The following is a 20977-nucleotide window of genomic DNA, read 5'->3' as shown; positions in this document are numbered from 1 at the left end:
CGCCGGGTAAAGGGACGAAGGTCCCCGTTGGTCGCACGATCCGGCAGGTGGTCAGGGGCGGCGGTACCCGGCGATCGGCAGGTACGCGCTGTCGAGCTTCGCCATCCGTACGACGTCCCCCGGGCGGGGCGCGTGCACCATCCACCCGCCGCCGACGTAGATGCCGACGTGGTGCCGGTCGCGGAAGAAGAAGATCAGGTCGCCGGTGCGCAGGTCGGCGCGGCTGACCGGCTTGGTCTGGTTCCACTGCCAGTTGGTGTAGTGCTGCAGTGAGACGCCGGCCGCCGCCCAGGCGGTGAGGGTGAGCCCGGAGCAGTCGTAGCCGTTGGGTCCGGCGGCCGCCCAGACGTACGGCTTCCCGAGCAGGCTGCACGCCCGCAGGGCCGCGGTGTCACCCGGTCCGCCCGCGGACTCCACCGGACACCCGGCCGGCTTCGCGACGGCGGGATCGCCGTCGGGCGCCGTGGCGGTCGCCGCAGCCGGCGACGCCTGCTGGCGAAGCTTCTGCAGGTCGGCGATCTGCGCTTCGATCCGCGCCTTCTTGGCGCTGAGATCGGCGTCCTGGCGTTGCTGCTGTGCGATCAGGTCGTCGACGGCCTTCTTGTCGGCGGCGTACTTGTCGCGCACGGCGACCATGCCGCTGAGTTCGGTCCGCTTGTTGTGGGCGACGGCGTCGAGCATCGCCAACTGGTCGGCGAGCGTGGAAGGCGATCCGGTGAGCAGGACGTTGAGGGTCGAGGTCCGGCCGTCCTTGTACGCCTGCACGGCGAGGTTGCTGACCCGCGCCATCGCCAGGTCCACCTCCAGTTGCAGCGGCTGGAGCTGCTGCTGGAGCTGCTCGGCCTTCGCCTGGTTGGCCTGCAGATCGCTGTGCACCTTGTTGTACTGCTCGACGAGGGGCTCGAGATCGTTCCACGCCTTGTTGATCTGTGCGTCCACGGTCGCCGGGTCCGGATCGGCGTGGGCGGGCGGCGCGGTGGCCAGGGCGGCCGCGACGGCGGCGACGGCGGCGATCAGCGCTCGCGCGGCTCGGCGCGGTGAACGGTGATGAGGCGCGTGGATTGCCATGGGTCGGCGCTCCTGACTTCCCCTCGCACCGCCTGCCGGGAACCTCCGCTCGCGCCGCCTGTCGGGCCAGCTGACGGGTTCCTCGGATGATTCGGCGGCGACCGGCCTCGGCCGCACCGCACGGCCGGACAACGGCGGTCGATCAGACCGTAGTAAGTGGATCGGGGATTGATGGGTACAACACGCCGAATTCGCCCCTACCAGGCGAATATCCCGCGCATTACCGCTTTCTGCTCCCGGCCGGGTGTACAAGGTTCACTCTGGCCGTTTCTGACCGGTTACCGTAACCGGATGGGTGAGACGCGGTGCCGGCCATGACCGGCACGGCGCGGGCACGCCGGATCTGGGAACGCGCCGCCCGTCGCTACGACCGGTCGATGGCCTTCTGGGAGCGGGTCGCCTTCGCCGCTCACCGTGGCTGGCTGTGCGGGTTGGCCACGGGACACACCCTCGAGGTCGCGATCGGTACCGGAGTCAACATCGACCGCTACCCGGCGGCCGTGCGGCTGACCGGCTTCGACCTCAGTCACGGCATGCTCCGCAACGCTCGGGCCCGCGCGGCGGCCGTCGGTCGGACTCCGGCCCTGATCCAGGGCGACGTGCGGGACCTGCCGTTCGCCGACGCCAGTTTCGACACCGTGGTGTGCACGCTCGGGCTGTGCGGAGTCCCCGACCCACCGGCGGCGCTTCGCGAAATGGGCCGCGTGCTCGTACCCGGTGGGCGGCTGCTGCTGCTCGACCACGTCGTGAGCACCAACGCCGCCGTACGGGGCCTCCAGCGCCTGATGGAGACCGTCACCGGCCGGCTCGCCGGCGAATACTTCACCCGCCGGCCGGCGCTGCTCCTGCCGTCGGCCGGTTTCGTGGTCCGCGAGCAGGCCCGGTTCGGCGCCGGGCTGGTCGAACGCATACACGCCGTCAAAGTGGACGCCGGCGCGCTCCCGTAGCGGCCGTTCGCCCCACCGGCCTGTCCACCCGTGTCGTCGAAATTCTCAGAGCCGGCGCGTCGGAGCCGATGCTCATCGATGACAGTAGGGGGGAACGATGTACAAGGTCCTGAACCGGATTCCCGCGAAGGCCCGCAACGTGGGTGTGCTGCTCTGCTACCTCGCGGCCATCCTCACGCTGAGCATCGTCGGGCACAGCGCGGCGACCCGCGCCCTGGCGGCGCTCCCGGCCGGCTCGTCCGCGCGCGGCGGCCTGCACACGCTCGCCACGTTGTCGGTCTGGATCCCCGTCCTGCTGCCCGTCGCCGTGGTCGTCCAGCTTTCGGTACAGCTCACCGTGGTCCGGGGGCTCCGGCACGCCGCCCAGGTCGCCATGGCCGCCGCCGAGGGCGACATGACCATGCGGATGGAGGTCCTGGGTAAGGACGAGCTCACGCTGCTGGCGAACTCGTTCAACACCATGGCGGCGCAGGTCGGCGACACCATCCGCCGGATGCGGGAGACCGCCGACCGGCTCGCGGCCGCCGCGACCGGCCTGGAGTCGGCCAGCACCTCCATGGACGGGGCGGTGCATCAGACCTCCGACCAGCTCGAGAACGCGCACAACGCGGCGGAGCGCTCCTCCCACGACATCGCCGGAATCGCCATCAGCACCGACGAGATGCAGCGCGCGATCGGCGAGATCAGCGTCAATACCACCGCCGTGTCGACCGCGGCCGCCGGTGCGATCGAGACCGCCAAGCAGGCCGCCGTCAACGTCGAGGAGCTCCGCGACTCCAGCCACCGCATCGGCGAGGTGGTCCGCACCATCACCGCGATCGCGGCGCAGACGAACCTGCTCGCGCTCAACGCCACGATCGAGGCCGCCCGCGCCGGGGAAGCCGGGCGCGGCTTCGCCATCGTCGCCGGTGAGGTCAAGGAGCTGGCCAACGCCACCGCCGCGGCCACCGAGGAGATCACCCAGAAGATTCACGACATCCAGGTCGAGACCGAGCGCGCCGTCGAGGCCGTGGCCAGCGTCGCCTCCGAAATCGAATCCATCGCCTCCTACCAGCACACCATCGCCTCGGCGGTGGAGGAGCAGACCGCGGCCACCCACGCCATGGCAAGCGGTACGGGCAACGCCTCGCAGAACTCGGCGGCCGCGACCGCCGCGATCACCGGCGTCCGGGACGCGGCGGCCCAGGCCAGCGAGGCGACCGCGCACACCCGCGACGCCGCCACCGAGATCGCCGCGATGTCGACCGAGCTGACCACGTTGGCGGCGGCGTTCCGGTGCTGATCTGAGCCCGGGTCGGACCCCGGTGCCCGCCGGCCGGAGTACGGTGCTGGCATGCGCGCGCACGACTACCTGACCCGGTTGCGGAGTGACCTCGAACGCTTCGAGGCGTGCCTTGCCCGCAACCTGGACACACCGGTCGAGCACTGTGGCGACTGGACGCTGTACGACCTCGCCGACCATCTCGGGCGGGGAAACCTGTGGGCTGCGGTGGCGGTCACCGAGAAGCGCAACGACCGCTCCGCGCCGGTGGCGCCGCGGGACCCGGCCGAACTCGTGGCCTGGTTCCGCGGCACGGCCACGACGCTGCTGACCGCGCTCGACGCCGAACCGTCCGCCGCGGCGTGGACGTTCGCCCCGCCGCGTACGGTCGGCTTCTGGCAGCGCCGACGGTGCCTGGAGACGCTCGTGCACCGGTGGGACGCCGAACACGCGCTCGGCATCCCCGGCGACCTCGACCCGCAGCTTTCCGCCGACGGGGTCGCCGAAGTCATCGACACCTTCGTGCCCCGGCAGGTCAAGCGCGGCCTCCTCAGCGCGCCCGCGCGGGCGGTCCGGTTGCGCGCCACGGACACCGGCGCCGAGTGGGTGCTCGGCCCCGGCGACCCGGTCGCCACGATCAGTGCCGGCGCGTCCGCGCTTCTGCTGCTGCTGTGGGGCCGGCTGCGCGCCGACGATCCGACGCTCACGTGGGACGGCGATCGCGAGGCGGCTCAGGCCATGCTGGACAGCCCCCTGGTTCCGTAGCCGCGAGGATGTCGAGGACGCGGACGCCGGCTCCGACTACGGGGTGACAGCGCGCCGGCGGGGTGCGCGGATCGGAAAGGACAACCCGACATGAAGTACCTGATGCTGGTCTACGGCAACCAGGAGAAGTGGGCCTCGATCCCGGCCGAGACGTTCTCGGCGGAGGTCGCCAAGCAGGACGCGTTCAACAAGAAGTACCAGCAGACCGGCGAACTGCTGGGGGCGTACGGTCTGTCCGACGCGGTGGCCGCCCGGCTCGTGCGGCGCAAGGACGGTGCGCCGGTCGTCACCGACGGGCCGTACCTGGAGACCAAGGAGTACATCGCCAGCCTCTACCTGCTCGACTGCGAGAGCGAGGAGCGCGCGCTGCAGATCGCCGCGGACATGCCGTGGGCCGACCAGGACCCGGTCGAGCTTTGGCCGATCCTGCACGAGGCCCCGTCGGACCTGTGACCGTCGCCCCCCGCGTCGAGGACCTGCTGCGCGACCTGGCGCCGCAGGTCCTCGGCGCGCTGGTCCGCCGGTACGGACAGTTCGACGCGTGCGAGGACGCGGTGCAGGAGGCGCTGCTGTCCGCCGCGACCCAATGGCCCGCCGACGGCGTGCCCGACAACCCACGGGGTTGGCTGGTCACGGTCGCCTCGCGACGGCTGATGGACCAGATCCGCAGCGACCAGTCGCGGCGGCGGCGGGAGCTCCTGGTCACCGTGGCGACACCGCAGGCCGAGCTGCTGAGCCCGGCCGCCGACGCCGCGCCCGGCGCGGACCGGGACGACTCGCTGGCCCTGCTGTTCCTGTGCTGCCATCCCGCGCTGTCCACGCCGAGCCAGCTCGCGCTGACGCTGCGCGCGGTCGGCGGCCTGACCACCGCCCAGATCGCGGCCGCCTTCCTGGTGCCGGAGGCGACCATGGCGCAGCGCATCAGCCGGGCCAAGCAGACCATCAGGGCCAGCGGGGTGCCGTTCACGATGCCGGACGGGCCGGCCCGCGCCGAGCGGTTGCGCACGGTGCTGCACGTGCTGTACCTGATCTTCAACGAGGGGTACACCACCACCGCCGGCCCCGATCTGACCGCGCCGGAGCTGTCGGGGGAGGCGATCCGCCTTACCCGTTGGCTGCGGCGGCTGCTGCCCGACGACGCGGAGGTGGCCGGCCTGCTCGCCCTGATGCTGCTCACCGACGCGCGCCGGCCGGCCCGAACCCGACCCGACGGCAGCCTGGTGCCGCTGGCCGAGCAGGACCGCAGCCGCTGGGACTCCGACCGCATCGCCGAAGGCGTCGCGCTGGTCACCGAGGCGCTACCGCGCGGCGAGGTCGGCCCGTACCAGGTGCAGGCGGCCATCGCCGCGGTCCACGACGAGACCGACCACGTGGACACGACCGACTGGCCGCAGATTCTCGCCCTGTACGACCTTCTGGAGCGGTTGGCGCCGAACCCGATGGTGACCCTCAACCGGGCGGTCGCGGTCGCCATGGTGCACGGGCCGGCGGCCGGGCTCGGGCTGCTCGACACGCTGGCGTCCGACAGCCGGATGGCCCGCCACCACCGGCTGCTCGCCACCCGCGCGCACCTGCTGGAGCTGACCGGTGACGAGGTGGCGGCCGCCGGCTGCTACCGCGAAGCGGCCCGCCGCGCGACCAGCCTGCCCGAGCGGCGGTACCTGACCGCCCAGGCGACGCGGTTGGTGGCCGACGACCAATCGTCTCCGTAAGCAGTGGGGCCGGGCGCATGCGCCCAGCCCCACCCCGTCGCGGTATCCGGCCCGGTCAGTCGTCGAGGAATCGCGACAGGAAGGCGCGAGTACGGGGATTGCGCGGCGTTTCCAGCACCTCGCGGGCGGTTCCCTGCTCGACGATCACGCCGCCTTCCATGAAGACGACCCGGTCGGCCGCCTCGCGTGCGAAGCCGATCTCGTGGGTCACCACGATCATCGTCAGCCCGTCCGCGGCCAACCCGCGCATCGTGGCCAGTACCTCACCGACCAGCTCCGGGTCCAGGGCGGAGGTCGGCTCGTCGAAGAGCATCAGCTTCGGCCGCATGGCCAGGGCCCGGGCGATGGCGACGCGCTGCTGCTGGCCGCCGGAGAGCTGTCGCGGGTACGCGTCGGCCTTGTCCGCCAGACCCACCCGGGCGAGCAGTTCCCGGGCGTGTTCGACGGCGCGGGCCCGTGGCTCGCCGAGCACGCCGATCGGCGACTCGGTGATGTTGCGTAGCACGGTCAGGTGCGGGAACAGGTTGAACTGCTGGAAGACCATGCCGATGGAGCGGCGCTGGACGGCGATCGCCCGGTCGCTCAGCTCGTGTACCCGGCCGCCTCGCCGGGTGTACCCGACGAGTTCGCCGTCGACGGTGATCGAGCCGCCGTCGAGCTCCTCGAGATGGTTGACGCACCGCAGGAAGGTGGACTTGCCCGAGCCGGACGGGCCGAGCAGCACGACCACCTCGCTCGGGTACACGTCCAGGTCGATCCCGTTGAGCACCTGGAGATTGCCGAAATGCTTGCGTACGCCGCGGGCGCGCAGCAGCGGTTGCTTCTGCTCGGTCATGCGGTGTGCTCCGTCCGGTCGACCACGGGCGGCGGGGTCCGGCGGATCTTCAGGAAGTCCAGGAACGACCGCGGCGCCTGCCGGGTCGCGCCGCGCGAGTACCGGCGCTCGATGAACGACTGTCCTACGTAGAGGATCGACGTGATGATCAGGTACCAGATGCAGGCCACGATCAGCAGCGGGATGGTCTGGAACGTCCGGTTGTAGATCGCCTGGACGGTGTAGAGCATGTCGGCCATGGCGATCACGCTCACCAGCGAGGTCGCCTTCACCATGTTGATCACCTGGCTGCCGGTCGGCGGCACGATGAAGCGCATCGCCTGTGGCAGCACGATCCGGCGCAGGGTACGCAGTCGCGTCATGCCGAGCGCCTGGGCTGCCTCGACCTGGCCCTGTTCCACCGAGAGCAGGCCGCCCCGGATGATCTCGGCCATGTACGCCGCCTCGTTCAGCCCGAGCCCCAGGATCGCGGCGAGCATCGGAGTGATGAGCGTGTTGGTGTCGGCGGAGATGAAGCTCGGCCCGAACGGGATACCCAGCGACAGCCGGGTGACCAGTTGGGACAGGTTGTACCAGAAGATCAGCTGGACCAGCGCCGGGGTGCCCCGGAAGAACCAGACGTACAGGCCGCTGAGCGAGCGGATCAGCGGGTTTCGCGACAGCCGGCCGACCGCGAGCAGCACTCCCAGCACGATGCCGACCGCCATCGCGATCACCGTGAGCAGCAGGGTGGTGCCCATGCCACGGACCACCGACTCGGCGTTGAAGTAGCGCAGCACCACCCGCCACTGGAACCGCGGGTTGGTGACCAGCAGGTGCGCCAGCTGGGCGGCGAGAACGAGCACCACCGCGGCGGACACCCAGCGCCACGGATGGCGGCGCGGTACGGCGTCCGCCACGTCCACGGGCGGCTCGCCAGCAGTTGCTGTGCGGTCAGTGAGCGCGGTCATGGTGCTCATTTCTGGGCGGCGAGGTTCAGGCCGGGCTTGTCGAGCTTGTTACCGTCAAGCCCCCACTTGCTCATCACCGCGGCGTAGGTGCCGTTGTCGAACAGCTTCTGCAGCGCCTCCTGGAGCACCTGGCCCAGCGGCGAGCCCTTCGGCACGACCGCACCCTGGACCAGCTTGTCGAAGCCGTTGGCCTGACCGGTGCCGGCCAGCTCCAGTTCACCGTTGGACTGCTTGACGAAGTAGGTGAGCGGGGCCTGGGAGGAGAAGAACGCGTCCGCGCGGCCCGACTTGACGGCCATGATCGAGGTGGGCTGGTCGGCGTACGACTGCACCTCGACGGCCGGCTTGCCGGCCGCGGTGCAGGCGGTCGACTGGGTCTTGATGACCTTCTCGGCCGAGCCGCCGGCCTGCACCGCGATCCGGGTGCCACAGGCGCTGTCCAGCGAAGTGATCTTCTTCGGGTTGCCCTTGGGCACCGCGAAGACCACGAACTCCTGCACCCAGTCCACGAAGTCGACGGTGGCCTCCCGCTCGGGGAAGTCGCCAACCGGGCCGAACGCGAAGTCGTAGCGCTGCGACGCGATGCCGCTCAGCTCACCGGAGAGCCCGCTGACCGTGGTGTCCTGCACCTTCACGCCGAGCAGCTCGCCGAGCGCCTTCTCCAGGTCGACCGAGGCGCCCTCGACCTTGGTGGCGTCGCCGCCCGCGGCCGAGATGGTGTACGGCGGGAACGCGCCGGTGTTGACCGACGTCAGGGTGCCGGCATCGGTGATCTTCTGGGGCAGCTTGGCCCGCAGCGCCGCGTCGACCTTCTGCGTCGGCACGCCGGCCGACTTGGTGGGCGCGGGGTTCGTGCTGCCGGGGTCCTTGGAGCACGCCGCCAGGGTCAGCCCGGACGCCACGAGGACGGCGGTCAGGGTGCGGGTGACGCGACTGGTACGCATATGTCTTTCTCCTGCGGTGGGTCGAACGGTACGAGATCAGGCCAGGGAGGCCGGTGCGGGGACACCCGGCACCGGCCGGGCCACCGGGTCGACGCTGAACCGGCGGTTGTCCAGAACGGGGAGCTGGCGGCGGGCGTCGGCGAGCCGGGCCGGGTCCACCTCGGCCCAGATCAGGGCCGGCCCCTCGGCGGCGGCCGCGACGGTCACGCCGAGCGGGTCGACGACGAGGCTGCGGCCGATGTTGCGGGGGCCGCACTCGCCGGACGCGGCCACGTACACCGTGTTCTCCAGTGCCCGGGCGGAGACCATGAGCTGCCAGTGCTGCTCCTTGAGTGGCCCGCGTACCCAGGCTGCGGGCAGGACCAGCAGGTCGGCGCCGGCGACGGTCAGCAGCCGCGCCAGCTCGGGGAAACGCACGTCGTAGCAGGTCATCAGGCCGACCCGCAGGCCGGCGCAGGTGAACAGCGCGGGTACGTCGTCGGCCGGTACGACGTTGGCCGACTCCTGCGAGCTGAACGCGTCGTACAGGTGCAGCTTGCGGTAGCGGGTGACCAGCTCGCCGGCGACGAGCACCACGAGCGTGTTGTACGCCCGCCCGTCCGGCGCCGGTTCGTGCACGCCGACCACCACGGTCACCCGCTTGTCGCGGGTCAGCTCACGCAGCCCGGTGACGAACGGTCCGTCCAGCGGCTGCGCGGCGGTCCGGATCCGGGTGAAGTCGTCGGTGAAGCGGGCCAGCACACCTTCGGGCAGGACCAGCAGGTCCGCGCCGCCGGCCTCGGCCGCGTCGATGTACTGGGCGCAGGTGCGCAGGTTCTCCTGCCACTCGGTGCTGGCGGCGAACTGGCCGACGGCGACCCGCATCGGCCGTGGCGTACCGGTGGTGGTCATGCCGCGCTCCTCAGCTCGGTGTAGGCGGTGAACAGCACGCCGGGCTCGATCGGGGCGTCGCACAGCCCCTGGGCGAACAGTTCGGCGCAGAAGTCGGCGATCATCGTGTCGGTGGACGGTGCGCCGTAGGGGCTCCAGTCCAGGCCGACGGTCTTCGCCGTGATGTCCAGCTCGGCCAGCAGCCAGAGCGTGGTGTCGGCGAGCTTGGTCCGCTTGCCGAGCCAGTTGTGCCAGGAGGCGTCGAGCGCGGCCATCAGCTCACCGGTCACCTCGGGGTGCCGCTCGGCCACCTCCCGCCGCACCGTGATCAGGTGAATGCCGGGCACGTAACCGACCTCGGTGAAGTAGGACGCCTCGGCGGTGCGGTAGTCCGGCACGAGCTGGCGCAGTGGCGAGTCGGGCGCGTGGAACCCCGGGGGCATGAAGGGGGTCATCACCGCGTCCAGCTCGCCGGCGAGCAGGAGGTCGACCAGCGCGCGGTCGCCGGGGGTGCGGGCCACGTTGGCCGGCGCGCCGCGCGGGCCGATCCGCTCGCCGACCGGGTGGTCGGACAGCAGGGGGCCGACGAACCAGTCGACCTCGGACAGGGGTACGCCGGCGCGGCGGACCAGCGCCCGGGTCCAGGTGTTGCCCGAGTCCGGCCAGCCGGTGAGCCCGACCCGTCGCCCGCGCAGCTCGGCGAGCGAGGTCAGCTCGCTGTCCCGGCGGGTGATCACGCAGCGGTGCCGGAACCCGCTCATCACGAAGGCGGGCAGGCCGACCAGGCGGTCCTCGCCGCTGGCGCGGCCGAGCGTGTACCGGCTGAACGACGTCTCAGCGGCGTCGAATCCGTCGTCGGTGAGCAGGTCAGGGGTCTGGTCCAGGCGGACCACCTCAAGGTCGAACGAGGCCGGCCGTACGTCGCCCAGTGCGAGCGGCATGAGGTGGTCCCAGTGCCGAACGCCGATACGTAAGCGTGGGCGATGCACAGCGAGTCCTCCCAGGTCAGCGGAGTGTGATGTGCACCCACCGTAATGTTCAGGTTGATTGCCGTACAAGTACGATTTTGTTACTGTACATAAATGTATCCGGGGGAAGTCTCCGCCCAGCGCCTCGCCGGCCTTATCTCCGACCGCAGTGCGCGTGGCATCGCCGCTGATGTGGCCGCGCTGATCCGCCGGGGCGACCTGGCGACCGGTGCGCAGCTGCCGACGGTCCGGGCGCTCGCCGCCGAGCTGGGCGTGAGCCCGGCGACCGTTTCCGAAGCCTGGGTGCTGCTGCGCAGCCGGCGGGCGATAGAGGGGCGCGGCCGGGCCGGCATCCGCGTGCTCGGCGCGCCGACCACTCCGCACCCGGCGCGTTTCGAACGCACCGGCAACTTCGGCGACCGGCTCGCCATCGACCTGACCCTCGCTGGACCGGACCCGGAGCTGCTGCCGGATCTCCGTGAGGCGCTCCAGATCGGGTTGACCGCCCGTGACCTGAACGACTACCGACGGGACCCGATCACCCCCGAACTGAGCGCGGCGATCGCCCCCCGGTGGCCCTTCCCGGCCGCCGGCTGGCTGGCCACCGGCGGGGGGTACGAAGCGCTGGTGCTGCTCCTCACGGTGACGGTGGTCCCCGGCGACCGGGTGGCGGTGGAGGAGCCGACGGCGCCACGCCTGCTGGACATCCTCGACTCGGTGGGCGCCACCGTGCTCCGGGTCGACTGCGACGAGCGCGGGCCCCGACCGGACGCCCTGGCCGCGGCGCTGGTCAAGCAGCCGGCCGCCTTCGTGTTCCAGCCGCGCGCGCAGTCACCCACCGGCAGCGCGCTCGACGCCGGGCGCTGTGAGGAACTGGCCTTCCTGCTACGCGGCACCGAGACCTTGGTGATCGAAGACGACGGCGCGGGCGAGGTGGCCGGCGCGGAAGAGGAGTCCATCGGTCGGTTCCTGCCGCACGCGGTGGTCCGGATCCGCTCGTTCTCCAAATCCCATGGACCGGACCTGCGGATGGCGGTGGTCGGTGGAGCGGCGGCACCGATCGAGCGGGCCCGTACCCGACAGTCCTTCGGTACCGGCTGGACCAGCCGGATTCTCCAGCGCGCCCTTGCCCACCTGCTCGACGACCCGGCAGCGCAGGCGACGGTACGCGCGGCCGGGGAGGCGTACGCCTGGCGGCGTGGTCGGTTGGTCGAGGAGTTGGCCGCACGGGGCATCACGGTGTCCAACCGGTCCGGGCTGAGCGTCTGGATTCCGGTCCGGGACGAGCAGAGTGCGCTGGTCACGCTCGCCACCCACGGCGTCGCCGCGAGCCCGGGCAGCCGCTTCTTTCATGGTCGGGGCACGCCGCACATTCGGGCGGCCGTGAGCAACGTGCGGGAAGGCTACGGTCGGCTGGCGGAGATGCTGGCGGTGGCCGCGCGTGACGACGTCGAGGCCTACCCGGGACCGATGCGCCACGACTCCGTTCGTACGCGGTAGCGGCGTCACGGCAGCCCGCTGCGATCCAGTCCATCGCCTGCTGGAGCTGACCGGTGCCGAGGTCGCGGCCGCGCGGCTGGTGGACGGCGGCCGGACGGGCTAGCGCGAACCGCCGGTCCTGCTCACGCGCGGCCGGACCCGGCTGGAGGCGTCGCGGCGGTCATCCGTGGAGATGGTCTCCCTGACCTACGCGGTAGGCCTCCTGCAGCCAAGAGATGAAGGTGTCGTCGAGGTCTGCCAGCGTGGTCAGGCGGTACTGGTTGACGTGCAGCCGGCCGGTGTACGGACTGCTGCTGAGGATGCGGCGGTCTCCGACCAGGCTGCGCGTGAGATCGAGGTAGCCCCGGACACCGCGGCGGGTGGGGCGGGCACCGACGAAACCCCGGCGGGAGCCCTTGAAGGTGATCGTGGTCTTCGACGGGGAGACGATCACCGGGCCGCAGGCGTGAATGGCGGCCTCGACAGCCCGGTAGAGCTCCACGTACTCGACCGGCGCGCCCCGGAGGTGATCCTCGACCGTCCAGCGGCCATCCGCATCGGGCATCGCTGCGCTCCTCCTCGGCGGCCAGCCCCCGACGTCCGGGAGCGTACGGCCGCGACTGTAGAGCCCACCCCGGACACAAACCGCGAGGCGACACCGAGGTGAAACGGCCGCCGCCGGCCCGTCGGGGTTGACGGAGGTCAACCGGTGACGGACCGGCGGCGGTCCCTGGGTGGGGGAGGGTCAGGCGTGGTCGTACTGGTAGAGGTTGTACTGGCGCATCAGCGACTGGACATTCGCGACGTACGTCGGGCTGGTGGCGTAGCCGGCCTTCCAGATCTGGTAGATGAACTGGTCGGCGTCGTTGCTGTAGTTGAACGCCGGCTTGTAGCGGCTGTTGGTCGTCAGGAACATCCCGTGGTCGCGGAACGAGTCGCTGATCGACGCGTACGTGCGGAAGCTCGCGTAGGTGGCGTAGCAGTTCGGGGTGCACTCGTAGGTGGCGTAGGTGTGGCAGCCGTTGGCGATCGGGCCGGGGCTGCCGCTGAAGCACTTGATCCCGAAGTAGTTGCGGTCGTTCTTGGTCAGCGTGCTGCGGCCCCAGCCCGACTCCAGGATGGCCTGGGCGATGGTGACCGAGGCGGGTACGCCGAACTCGCGGTAGCCGGCCTGGGCGGGGATGACCGCCGCGGCGATGAACTGCGCGTTGGTCATGCTGCCGACCGGGCCGTCACCACCGACAACGGGGGCGCCGCCGGCGCAGGTGGGCAGGCTGGCCGTGGTCTGCACGTACGCGTGGGAGACGTAGTTGCCGCTGGTGAGCTTGTCCCACTGGCTGGTGGAGCGGACGGCGCCGCTGACGTAGTCGCCGCCGACGGCGCAGGTCAGGGTCAGGGAGCCGCCGTTGGCGACCTGGCCGGCGAGGCTCGCGCCGGTACTCGGGCCGGTGCGGATGTTGAGCGGGCCGCCCTCGGTGTGCGCGGTGGCCGGGTAGGTCGCCGGCTGGGTCGGAGTCGGGGTCGGCGTCGGGGTGGGGCTGGGCGTCGGGCTGGTGCTCGGTGCCGGAGTCGGGTTGGTCACCGGCGTGGTCGAGTCGCACGCGGGCAGCGACTGGTCGGTCTCCACATAGGCGTGGGAGACGTAGCCGCCGGTGGCGAGCTTGTCCCACTGCGCGGTCGAGCGGACGGTACCGCGGACGGTGTCGCCGTTGACCTGGCACGTCAGGCTGAGCGAGGTGCCGTTGGCGAGCGTCGTGGTCACGTCGGACCGTGAGGTGGGTCCGGTGCGGACGTTGAGCGGGCCGCCGTCGGTGTGCACTCGCGCCGCGGCCGGGTTGGTGGCGGGCGGGGTAGACGGCGTCGGTGAGGTTGACGGCGTGGGTGAGGTCGAGGGCGTGGGCGAGGTCGACGGCGTCGGCGGGGTCGACGGCGCCGGCGGATTGTCCAGCGACGCGCACGACGGGAGGTACCCGTCGGTCTGCACGTAGGCGTGGGAGACGTAGCCGCCGCTGGTCAGCCGGTCCCACTGCGAGGTGGATCGGACGGTGCCGCGTACCGTCGCACCGGTGACCTGGCAGCTGAGCGCGACCGCCGCGCCGTTGGCGACCTGGCCGGCGATGCTCGCGCCGGTGTTGGGCGCGGTACGGATGTTGAGCGGGCCGCCGTCGGTACGCACCCTGGGGCCGGACGGGTTGCCGGCCGGGGCGTCGAGCACCGCGCAGGACGGCAGGGACGCGCCGACGCGGATGTAGGCGTGCGACACCCAGCGGCCGTTGGCCAGCCGGTCCCACTGTGCGGTGCTCCGGACCGCGCCCGAGATGTACTGCCCGGTCGCCTGGCAGGCGAGGGAGACCACCGAACCGTCGCGCAACTGGCCGGCGACCGCGGTCTGGGTCGACGTTCCGGTGCGGACGTTGAGCGGGCCGCTTCTGGTGTCCACGGTCGCGTTCACGGTGGCTGATGCGGTCTGCACGCCGACGCCGAGCGCGGCGCCCGTCGTCGACGTGGCAAGCAGCGTGCCGAGGATCAGCCGTCGGACATTCCGATTCATCAAAGTCAGGCCTTCTCTCACGGGGTCGACTTCGACGGTCCGGTGCCCGGGTTGTCGACCAGGTTCGAGAAGCGTTGCGAATCGGTTATATCCAAAAATGCCGGTATTGCGCCGGTTTGATGATCCTGAAGGATTTTCCGGGTCAGCGCACGGAAAATCCTTCAGGATCATGAGTGGTGAAGCGGTCAGCCACCCGCCATCGCGCCGACGACCATGAACGGTTCGGCCCCGGAGGTGACCGCGCCGGGCAGAGGGGCGTCCGGCGGTTCATGGGAGAGATCCTGCTCGCAGGCGAAGAACCGGACGAACGCCCGGCGCGCGCCGGTGGACTGGTCGCGGACCGTACCGCGCAGCACCGGGTAGCGGGCCTCCAGCGCGTCGAGGACCGAACGCTGGGTGACGTCACCCGCGACGTCGAGCACGACCTCGCCGTCGACGCGCGCAAGCGTGCGCAGATGGTACGGAAGCACGACCCGGATCATGGCAGCGTCTGTACTTCGACGGAGAGCACGGGCGGCAGGTCCCGCACGATGGGCACCCAACTGTCGCCGGCGTCGGCGGACACGTACACCTGCCCGCCGGTCGTGCCGAAGTAGATCCCGCATGAGTCGAGCGAGTCGACGGCCATCGCGTCCCGCAGCACGTTGACGTAGCAGTCGCGTTGCGGCAGGCCGTCGGTGAGCGCCTCCCACTCGTTTCCGCCGGTCCGGCTGCGGTACACCCGCAGCTTCCCGTCCGGCGGGTAATGCAGTGAGTCGCTCGTGATCGGCACGACGTAGACGGTGTCCGGCTCGTGGGCGTGGACCGCGATCGGGAACCCGAAGTCGGTCGGCAGGTTGCCGCTGATCTCATGCCAGGACCCGCCGGCATCGTCGCTGCGCATGACGTCCCAGTGCTTCTGCATGAACAGCACCTCGGGGCGCGCCGGGTGCATGGCGATGCGGTGCACGCAGTGGCCCACCTCGGCATCCTCGTCGGGAATGCCGCCGGACCTGAGTCCGCGGTTGATCGGCCGCCACGTCTTGCCGGCGTCGTCGGTGCGGAACGCGCCCGCGGCCGAGATGGCCACGAACATCCGTGCCGGGTCGGTCGGATCCAGGATGATCGTGTGCAGGCACATGCCACCGGCGCCCGGCTGCCATGACGGTCCCGAGCCGTGTCCGCGCAGCCCCGGGAGTTCGTGCCAGTTCTGCCCGCCGTCGTCCGAACGGAACAGCGCGGCGTCCTCGACACCCGCGAAGACGGTGTCCGGGTCGGTCGGCGACGGCTCGAGGTGCCAGACGCGCTTGAACTCCCAGGGGCGCGGCGTCCCGTCGTACCACTGGTGCGTGCCGGGGTCGCCGTCGTAGTCGAACCGGTTGCCCACCGGGTTCCAGGTCAGGCCGCCGTCGTCGGAGCGCTGGATCAGCTGGCCGAACCAGCCGCTGGACTGCGACGCGTACAGCCGGTCCGGATTGGCCGGCGACCCGTTGACGTGGTAGATCTCCCAGCCCGCGAAGTGCGGGCCGCTGACGTCCCATTTCTCCCGGCTCGCGTCCGATGTCAGAATGAACGCGCCCTTGCGTGTACCGACCAGTACCCGTACCTGGCTCATCCGTGCTCCTTTGTGGTTTTCGCGTGCGTTGTTCGGGGCTGGGTGTCACTCCTTGGTGGTGAGCGGCGACCGGGCGTCCTCGACAGACGTCGCCCATCTGTGCAGACCTCGGCCGATGACGATACTCACCGGCGGGATCACGCGCATGAGGTTCGTCTCGGCGACCCGGCCCCACAATCCATCGACGTCTGGCATAGGATCCTTCGCGGTCGGGATCCGCAGCCCGCGGCTCGTCGGTCCGGACCGTCCAGCAACCCGACCCTGCCCGCCGAGACCTCCCGGGTGCGGCGTGGGGCCGACCGGCGGGGGAGACGTTTTGGCGCTGCTGTCCACTCCACGTAGTCGAGCGATCGCGGCCGCCGCCGCGGTGACGGCCGGGATCATTGTGGCGAGCACCGTCCTGGTGTCGGTCTGGAACGCCCCCGAGAACGACGCGGCCCGCCTGGTGTACGCCGCGCCCACCGACTCGGCGGCGACCGTCACCGCCGCGCCCTCGGTGACCGAGTCCGCCACCCCGTCGCCGACCCCGAGCCCGAGTCTCTCGCCGACTGCGAGCCCCAGCCCGTCAGTGACCAGAAAGTCCGGGGGGTCCACCAAGCAGGCGCCGCCCCCGCCCAAGCAGCTGACGGTCGCCAAGCCGCCACCGCCTCCGCCGGCCGGCCCGCCGCCCGGCCCGGGCCCCACGGCGTCCGGTCCGGTCTGCTCGCGTCCGGACCGACCGGGTGCGTCGTGCGCCGAAGTCGCCGCCGCGATGCACGCGGCCGCCGGGCACGCGTACCGGCCGACGCTGAGCCTCGACGACCCCAAGCCGCCCGCGATCACCGTCCGGGAGGTGCTCATCCAGGGCATCGGCTGGGAGGAGAGCGGCTGGCAGTCCACGATCAAGTCCGCTGACGGCGGGCTGGGCACCATGCAGGTGATGACGGACACCGCCACCTGGATGAACCAGAAGTACGGCACCAACTACGACCGGGCCTCGCTGACCGGCAACATCAACGTCGCCACCGGCTACCTGGCCTGGCTGGTCCGGTACTTCGGGGACAAGTACTTCAACGGCAACTACAGCCTGGCCGGCGACCCGAACAAACTCGTCCTGCTCGACATGGTGATCTCCGCGTACCAGGCCGGGTACGGCGCCGTGGACAACGCGGTGGCCGCCGGGCAGGACCTGCCCAACACGTGGTACGTCTACGCGGTGGAGGGGTTCATGGCAAACCAGCCCTGGAAGCAGTGGCTGTAGCCGGTGGGCTGACCGGTAGACGGGCCGGCCGATAGACTCGCCGTACCGGGGGTGCGCCGATGACCAGCTGGTACGAGTCGCGGATCGACCGTCAGATCCGGGAAGCCCAGGAGCGCGGCGAGTTCAACGACCTGCCGGGCGCGGGGAAGCCGCTGCCGGACATCGACGAAGAGTACGACGAGAACTGGTGGCTCAAGCGGCTGGTACGCCGCGAAGGCATCACCGGCCCGGTGCCCGCCACGCTGGCGCTGCGCAGAGCGGTCGAGGACCTGATGGAGACGGTCGCGGAGCGGACGACCGAGTCGTCGGTACGCAGGCTCGTCGCCGATCTCAACGACCGCATCGGCCGGGCGCACCGGGGCCTGCTCGACGGGCCGCCGGTCGTGCTCTCCACCATCGACGCCGACGAGGTCGTCAGCGCCTGGCGCGACCGGCGACGGTGAGACCCACGGAAGGCAGACCCGCCTACCGCGACCGCTGGGTGGCCAGGGATGGCCCGCGGTCGCCGGGGCGCCACCTGTTCATGCGCGAAGCGCTGGATCCGGGCGGTACGGCACATCCGGCGTGCGAGGCCGCCGACATCCGGTGCCCCGATCCGGCGGGATCGCAGGGGTCAGCGCATGTCGTTTGAGACCGGCCAGACGGCGATCATCGTGGCGGTGCCCGAGGCGGGCCGCGTCGTGGACCGCTGGCGGCAGCGGTACGACCGTTCGGCGCCGCTGGGGGCGCCGGCACACGTCACCGTCCTGTACCCGTTCCTGGGCTCAAGCCGGATCGACGACGGGGTGCTCGAGCGGCTTCGCGAGGTGTTCGGCCGTCAGCCGGCGTTCGAGGTCGGATTCCGCCGCTGCGGCAGGTTCCCGGACGTGCTGTACCTGGAACCGGAGCCGGCCGGCCCGTTCCGGAGCCTCACTGTGGAGATCGCCGGCCGATGGCCCGAGGCTCCTCCGTACGGCGGGGTTCACGACGACATCGTTCCGCACCTGACCGTGGCGCACGGCGTCGACGAGGACACCCTCGCCCTCGTCGAGCGCGACGTCGCCGCGCGGCTACCGGTACGCGCGGCCGTCACGGAGGCGCGCCTGCTGGCGTTCGACGGGGTCCACTGGGCGACCCGTACCCGGTTCGCCTTCGGCCGCCGGTGAGCCGCTGGACCCGCGCAGCAGTCGACGCGACAACCGGTCCGCGCGCCGGATCGCTTCGGGCAACCGGTACCGGGTACACAGCGCGAGGACCAGGTCGGTGGCCCGGTCCAGGGTGATGCGGTGGCCGACCGATACGAACACGGGCTTCACCCCGCGCCGGGTGCGCAGCACCCGCCCCAGGGTCTCGCCGTCCTCGCGCAGCTCCGACCAGCAGCCGCGGTCGTCACCGGGAGGCTCGTACACGCCGGTGAACGGGTTCTTGGCGACGCCGAGGGTCGGCCGGTCGGTGACGACGCCGAGGTGGCTGGCGAGGCCGAACCGACGCGGATGGGCTATCCCGTAGCCGTCGCAGACCAGCACGTCGGGCACGACGGTCAGCTCGCCCAGTGCGGCCATCAAGGGCGGTAGCTCACGGAACGCGAGGAGTCCGGGTACGTACGCGAACGCCGCCGTGCCGAACGCGGTCGACTCGTCGACCACTTCGAGGGTGCCCGCGTCGAGGACGACCACGGCCGCGGCGCAGCGCCCGGAGCCGGGCTCGTACGTCACGTCCAGCCCGGCGACGGTACGGGGCTCGAACGGCTCGTCGGCGGCGAGCCGGACCATCGTGCGCAGCCGGTTCTGGATGTCGATCGCCTTGGCGGCCGTTTCGGGCCACGGCTCGGGGTGGGGCAGGAGCACGGTCCCTCTTCTCCGCGGGGCGTCGTCTCCCTACACGGTAACGGCCGGTCTACGCGGTAGCGGCCGGCCGGCTCACGCCGCCGGGCCGACCTCCCGCAGCAGCGTGAGGTCGACGCCGACCTCGCCGAGGATGCGCTCGACGTCGGCCAGCGACAGCCAGTCGATCGTGTTCTCGCCGTGGACGATCCGGTACCAGTGGCCGGTGCCGCGGCGTACCACCTCCACCCGCCACCGGCCGTCGGAGGTCTGCATCGCGCCCTCGACGTGCCCGGTCGGCCCGCCCGCGTGGCGCCCGGCCGGCGGGGGCGGAGCGGGCCGGGCCGGCACGTCAGGTCGGTGCACCTCGGCAGCGTCGCGGTCGGGGCGCAGCCCGCGCCAGGAAGGCAGGCGCAGCCGCCCGTCCGGGGTCCACGTGCGGTAGGCGACCTCGCCGACGACGACCGGGTCGACCCACCGGGCGTGTCGGGCGTGGTCGCGGGGTACCCCGCCCACCGCCGGGGTCCGCCGGTGCAGGGGTACGAGGCGCCGCTGCAGGTCGCGCAGCATGGATTCGGTGAACCCGGTGCCGACGTGGCCGGCGTAGCGCAACCGTCCGGCTGGATCGTGCACCGCCAGCAGCAGCGAGCCGATCGTCCCGGCCCGGCGGCCAGCGCCGGCCGTGTAACCCACGATCACCACTTCCTGGGTGTGGACGATCGGCACCTTGATCCAGTCCGCCGAGCGGCGGCCGGGCTGGTACGTCGAGCCGAGGCGCTTGGCGACGACGCCCTCCAGGCCGGCCGCCCGCGCGGCGGTCAGGACGTGGGCGCCGTCGACGTCGGTGAAGTGCGCCGGCACGGTCACCACCGGCCCGGTCAGCCCCAGCGCCGCGAGCAGTTCCCGCCGGTGCTCGTACGGCAGCCGCAGCGTCGACTCCCCGTCGACGTGCAGCACGTCGAAGACGTGGTAGACCACCGGTACCGCCGCGAGCAGGCCCGGTGTCGGCGCGCCGACGTGCATGCGCCGCTGCAGCCGTTCGAACGACGGCCGGCCGCCGGAGTCGAGCGCGACGACCTCGCCGTCGACGACCGCGCCGCGCTCACCGAGCACCGCGCCGAGCTCGGCAAGCTCGGGATAGGTGGCGGTGAGATCGCGGTTGTTGCGGCTGAGGACCCGTACCCGGCGCCGCCCGGTCCGGGTCACCGCGCGTACACCGTCCCATTTGAACTCGTACGCCCATTCTGGACCGGTCGGCAGGTCGCCGAGCGTGGCCAGCATCGGCGCGACCGGATCGGGGAGCGGCGTACCGGCCGCGATGTCGTCCATCACGGACAGACGCCGGTGCGGGCGGGTGGGAGACCGATCGTCACCCGCCTGTCGTCGCGCACCGGCACCCTCGCCATTGATCCAGTGGCGCGCACATATCAGCCCTGGTCAAGGGGCTCGAACAGAGATCACATAACTACAGCGGTGTCGTTTCGGAGCCCGGGCTGTGGTCCGGGTTCCGCTGTGGGCGTGTGGGCGTGTGGGCGTGTGGGCGTGTGGTCGGTGGGCGTGTGGTCGGTGGGCACCGCGGGAGGGCGGACGACCGCGGCGAGGCGCCTGAATGTCGACACGGCTCGTTGTTTTACCCCGAGGGGCCCGGGTAGGCGGCCGGCGCTCGGGTGTTTACCCGCCCGTTGCGTTGCCGCATCTCAACCAGGCGATGTCCCATCCGTGCGGGGCTTGTCGTCGACCCTGCCCGTCTTTCGAACGGCCGCACCCGACACCGATGAGAATAGCGAAAGCCAATTTATGACTTCGGATACGTCAACGCATTTCGTCAACGGGCACCTCGCCCTGTTGTCCGGTCCCGCGGACGTCGGCGCGATGTCAGAGTCGGCCGACGCCGCCGCAGGTTACGCGCTCGTCTGGTGGCTGGAACACCGTACGTTGATGCCTCGGGCGTTGATCGGGCCGTGGCCGCCGGGGCGCTGTCGCTTCTGCTC

22 protein-coding genes are annotated in these 20977 nt (G+C 71.4%); 9 read left to right on the top strand and 13 right to left on the bottom strand.

The genetic code is table 11. From position 1 onward, the window contains the following. Positions 1-51: 51 nt before the first annotated feature. Positions 52-1068, bottom strand: coding sequence for a C40 family peptidase (locus HC031_RS27900; protein WP_167928424.1), 1017 nt, complete (start codon positions 1066-1068; stop codon positions 52-54). Positions 1069-1382: 314 nt separating this feature from the next. On the opposite strand from HC031_RS27900, the gene HC031_RS27895 reads away from it, so the two are divergent. The 5 genes from HC031_RS27895 to HC031_RS27875 all read left to right on the top strand — a co-directional run bounded on the left by HC031_RS27895 (position 1383) and on the right by HC031_RS27875 (position 5753). Beyond that, the gene (locus HC031_RS27895) at positions 1383-2015 is read left to right on the top strand and encodes a class I SAM-dependent methyltransferase (RefSeq protein ID WP_167928423.1); all 633 of its coding nucleotides are present in this window, start codon (positions 1383-1385) and stop codon (positions 2013-2015) included. A 97-nt stretch (positions 2016-2112) separates the two neighbouring features. Next, entirely contained in the window at positions 2113-3297 is a 1185-nt protein-coding gene (locus tag HC031_RS27890) for a methyl-accepting chemotaxis protein (RefSeq protein ID WP_167928422.1), read from the top strand. A gap of 51 nt (positions 3298-3348) precedes the next feature. Further along, entirely contained in the window at positions 3349-4041 is a 693-nt protein-coding gene (locus HC031_RS27885; RefSeq protein ID WP_167928421.1) for a maleylpyruvate isomerase family mycothiol-dependent enzyme, read from the top strand. A 90-nt stretch (positions 4042-4131) separates the two neighbouring features. Then, a complete protein-coding gene (locus HC031_RS27880) occupies positions 4132-4494 on the top strand; it encodes a YciI family protein (RefSeq protein ID WP_167928420.1) in 363 nt (120 codons plus the stop codon). Continuing rightward, positions 4491-5753: a DUF6596 domain-containing protein gene (locus tag HC031_RS27875; RefSeq protein ID WP_167928419.1), complete on the top strand. Its 1263-nt coding sequence runs from the start codon at positions 4491-4493 to the stop codon at positions 5751-5753. The genes HC031_RS27880 and HC031_RS27875 overlap by 4 nt, the downstream gene beginning before the upstream one ends. Before the next feature lie 55 nt (positions 5754-5808). Here the strand turns inward: HC031_RS27875 and HC031_RS27870 are convergent, their stop codons facing one another. Genes HC031_RS27870 through HC031_RS27850 form a run of 5 tightly spaced genes read right to left on the bottom strand, consistent with a single transcriptional unit; the run spans position 5809 to position 10293 of the window. Then, a complete protein-coding gene (locus HC031_RS27870; RefSeq protein ID WP_167928418.1) occupies positions 5809-6588 on the bottom strand; it encodes an amino acid ABC transporter ATP-binding protein in 780 nt (259 codons plus the stop codon). Next, a complete protein-coding gene (locus HC031_RS27865) occupies positions 6585-7538 on the bottom strand; it encodes an amino acid ABC transporter permease (protein ID WP_167928417.1) in 954 nt (317 codons plus the stop codon). The genes HC031_RS27870 and HC031_RS27865 overlap by 4 nt, the downstream gene beginning before the upstream one ends. Before the next feature lie 5 nt (positions 7539-7543). Continuing rightward, a complete protein-coding gene (locus HC031_RS27860) occupies positions 7544-8482 on the bottom strand; it encodes an ABC transporter substrate-binding protein (RefSeq protein WP_167928416.1) in 939 nt (312 codons plus the stop codon). 36 nt (positions 8483-8518) lie between these two features. Next, on the bottom strand, positions 8519-9373 hold the full coding sequence (locus HC031_RS27855) for a deaminated glutathione amidase (protein ID WP_205863325.1): 855 nt from the start codon (positions 9371-9373) through the stop codon (positions 8519-8521). Continuing rightward, positions 9370-10293, bottom strand: coding sequence for a substrate-binding domain-containing protein (locus tag HC031_RS27850; protein ID WP_167928415.1), 924 nt, complete (start codon positions 10291-10293; stop codon positions 9370-9372). Before HC031_RS27850 ends, HC031_RS27855 begins: the two co-directional genes overlap by 4 nt. 141 nt (positions 10294-10434) lie before the next feature. Here HC031_RS27850 and HC031_RS27845 point away from each other — a divergent pair, with 141 nt between their 5' ends. Then, positions 10435-11820, top strand: a complete 1386-nt coding sequence (locus tag HC031_RS27845; RefSeq protein ID WP_167928414.1) for an aminotransferase class I/II-fold pyridoxal phosphate-dependent enzyme — start codon at positions 10435-10437, stop codon at positions 11818-11820. Between the two features lie 160 nt (positions 11821-11980). Here HC031_RS27845 and HC031_RS27840 read toward each other — a convergent pair whose 3' ends face one another. The 5 genes from HC031_RS27840 to HC031_RS27820 all read right to left on the bottom strand — a co-directional run bounded on the left by HC031_RS27840 (position 11981) and on the right by HC031_RS27820 (position 16139). After that, positions 11981-12364, bottom strand: coding sequence for a DUF5655 domain-containing protein (locus HC031_RS27840; protein WP_167928413.1), 384 nt, complete (start codon positions 12362-12364; stop codon positions 11981-11983). Positions 12365-12544: 180 nt separating this feature from the next. Continuing rightward, on the bottom strand, positions 12545-14350 hold the full coding sequence (gsmA, locus tag HC031_RS27835) for a sporangiospore maturation cell wall hydrolase GsmA (RefSeq protein WP_167928412.1): 1806 nt from the start codon (positions 14348-14350) through the stop codon (positions 12545-12547). 185 nt (positions 14351-14535) lie between these two features. Further along, positions 14536-14820: a MoaD/ThiS family protein gene (locus tag HC031_RS27830; RefSeq protein WP_338090861.1), complete on the bottom strand. Its 285-nt coding sequence runs from the start codon at positions 14818-14820 to the stop codon at positions 14536-14538. Between the two features lie 8 nt (positions 14821-14828). Then, positions 14829-15944, bottom strand: a complete 1116-nt coding sequence (locus tag HC031_RS27825) for a WD40/YVTN/BNR-like repeat-containing protein (RefSeq protein WP_167928410.1) — start codon at positions 15942-15944, stop codon at positions 14829-14831. Positions 15945-15989: 45 nt separating this feature from the next. Then, a complete protein-coding gene (locus HC031_RS27820; RefSeq protein ID WP_167928409.1) occupies positions 15990-16139 on the bottom strand; it encodes a hypothetical protein in 150 nt (49 codons plus the stop codon). A gap of 121 nt (positions 16140-16260) precedes the next feature. Between HC031_RS27820 and HC031_RS27815 the strand changes: the two genes are divergently transcribed. The 3 genes from HC031_RS27815 (at position 16261) to HC031_RS27805 (ending at position 18329) form a co-directional block, all read left to right on the top strand. After that, complete coding sequence (locus HC031_RS27815) at positions 16261-17184, top strand: lytic transglycosylase domain-containing protein (protein ID WP_167928408.1); 924 nt, start codon at positions 16261-16263, stop codon at positions 17182-17184. Between the two features lie 59 nt (positions 17185-17243). Continuing rightward, positions 17244-17627 carry a DnaJ family domain-containing protein gene (locus HC031_RS27810; RefSeq protein ID WP_167928407.1) on the top strand — a complete coding sequence of 128 codons (384 nt, stop codon included), beginning with the start codon at positions 17244-17246 and terminating at the stop codon, positions 17625-17627. A 177-nt stretch (positions 17628-17804) separates the two neighbouring features. Continuing rightward, positions 17805-18329, top strand: coding sequence for a 2'-5' RNA ligase family protein (locus HC031_RS27805; protein WP_167928406.1), 525 nt, complete (start codon positions 17805-17807; stop codon positions 18327-18329). Here the strand turns inward: HC031_RS27805 and HC031_RS27800 are convergent. Both HC031_RS27800 and ligD read right to left on the bottom strand, forming a co-directional pair. Further along, positions 18234-18935: an endonuclease V gene (locus HC031_RS27800; RefSeq protein WP_167928448.1), complete on the bottom strand. Its 702-nt coding sequence runs from the start codon at positions 18933-18935 to the stop codon at positions 18234-18236. The two genes, HC031_RS27805 and HC031_RS27800, sit on opposite strands and share 96 nt — an antisense overlap. 147 nt (positions 18936-19082) lie before the next feature. Beyond that, positions 19083-20315, bottom strand: a complete 1233-nt coding sequence (ligD, locus tag HC031_RS27795; RefSeq protein WP_205863331.1) for a non-homologous end-joining DNA ligase — start codon at positions 20313-20315, stop codon at positions 19083-19085. Between the last annotated feature and the right edge of the window lie 662 nt (positions 20316-20977).

It is taken from the genome of Planosporangium thailandense, assembly GCF_011947195.1.
GTDB classification, from domain to species: domain Bacteria; phylum Actinomycetota; class Actinomycetes; order Mycobacteriales; family Micromonosporaceae; genus Planosporangium; species Planosporangium thailandense.
This window is presented reverse-complemented; position numbering and strand designations above follow the sequence as displayed.

Bases quoted from the DNA above. Each gene is read 5' to 3' on its own strand.
- HC031_RS27900 (WP_167928424.1), bottom strand. From the start codon at position 1,068: ATGGCAATCCACGCGCCTCATCACCGTTCACCGCGCCGAGCCGCGCGA.
- HC031_RS27895 (WP_167928423.1), top strand. From the start codon at position 1,383: ATGACCGGCACGGCGCGGGCACGCCGGATCTGGGAACGCGCCGCCCGT.
- HC031_RS27890 (WP_167928422.1), top strand. From the start codon at position 2,113: ATGTACAAGGTCCTGAACCGGATTCCCGCGAAGGCCCGCAACGTGGGT.
- HC031_RS27885 (WP_167928421.1), top strand. From the start codon at position 3,349: ATGCGCGCGCACGACTACCTGACCCGGTTGCGGAGTGACCTCGAACGC.
- HC031_RS27880 (WP_167928420.1), top strand. From the start codon at position 4,132: ATGAAGTACCTGATGCTGGTCTACGGCAACCAGGAGAAGTGGGCCTCG.
- HC031_RS27870 (WP_167928418.1), bottom strand. From the start codon at position 6,588: ATGACCGAGCAGAAGCAACCGCTGCTGCGCGCCCGCGGCGTACGCAAG.
- HC031_RS27865 (WP_167928417.1), bottom strand. From the start codon at position 7,538: ATGACCGCGCTCACTGACCGCACAGCAACTGCTGGCGAGCCGCCCGTG.
- HC031_RS27860 (WP_167928416.1), bottom strand. From the start codon at position 8,482: ATGCGTACCAGTCGCGTCACCCGCACCCTGACCGCCGTCCTCGTGGCG.
- HC031_RS27855 (WP_205863325.1), bottom strand. From the start codon at position 9,373: ATGACCACCACCGGTACGCCACGGCCGATGCGGGTCGCCGTCGGCCAG.
- HC031_RS27850 (WP_167928415.1), bottom strand. From the start codon at position 10,293: ATGCCGCTCGCACTGGGCGACGTACGGCCGGCCTCGTTCGACCTTGAG.
- HC031_RS27845 (WP_167928414.1), top strand. From the start codon at position 10,435: ATGTATCCGGGGGAAGTCTCCGCCCAGCGCCTCGCCGGCCTTATCTCC.
- HC031_RS27840 (WP_167928413.1), bottom strand. From the start codon at position 12,364: ATGCCCGATGCGGATGGCCGCTGGACGGTCGAGGATCACCTCCGGGGC.
- gsmA (WP_167928412.1), bottom strand. From the start codon at position 14,350: ATGAATCGGAATGTCCGACGGCTGATCCTCGGCACGCTGCTTGCCACG.
- HC031_RS27825 (WP_167928410.1), bottom strand. From the start codon at position 15,944: ATGAGCCAGGTACGGGTACTGGTCGGTACACGCAAGGGCGCGTTCATT.
- HC031_RS27820 (WP_167928409.1), bottom strand. From the start codon at position 16,139: ATGCCAGACGTCGATGGATTGTGGGGCCGGGTCGCCGAGACGAACCTC.
- HC031_RS27810 (WP_167928407.1), top strand. From the start codon at position 17,244: ATGACCAGCTGGTACGAGTCGCGGATCGACCGTCAGATCCGGGAAGCC.
- HC031_RS27805 (WP_167928406.1), top strand. From the start codon at position 17,805: ATGTCGTTTGAGACCGGCCAGACGGCGATCATCGTGGCGGTGCCCGAG.
- HC031_RS27800 (WP_167928448.1), bottom strand. From the start codon at position 18,935: ATGGTCCGGCTCGCCGCCGACGAGCCGTTCGAGCCCCGTACCGTCGCC.
- ligD (WP_205863331.1), bottom strand. From the start codon at position 20,315: ATGGACGACATCGCGGCCGGTACGCCGCTCCCCGATCCGGTCGCGCCG.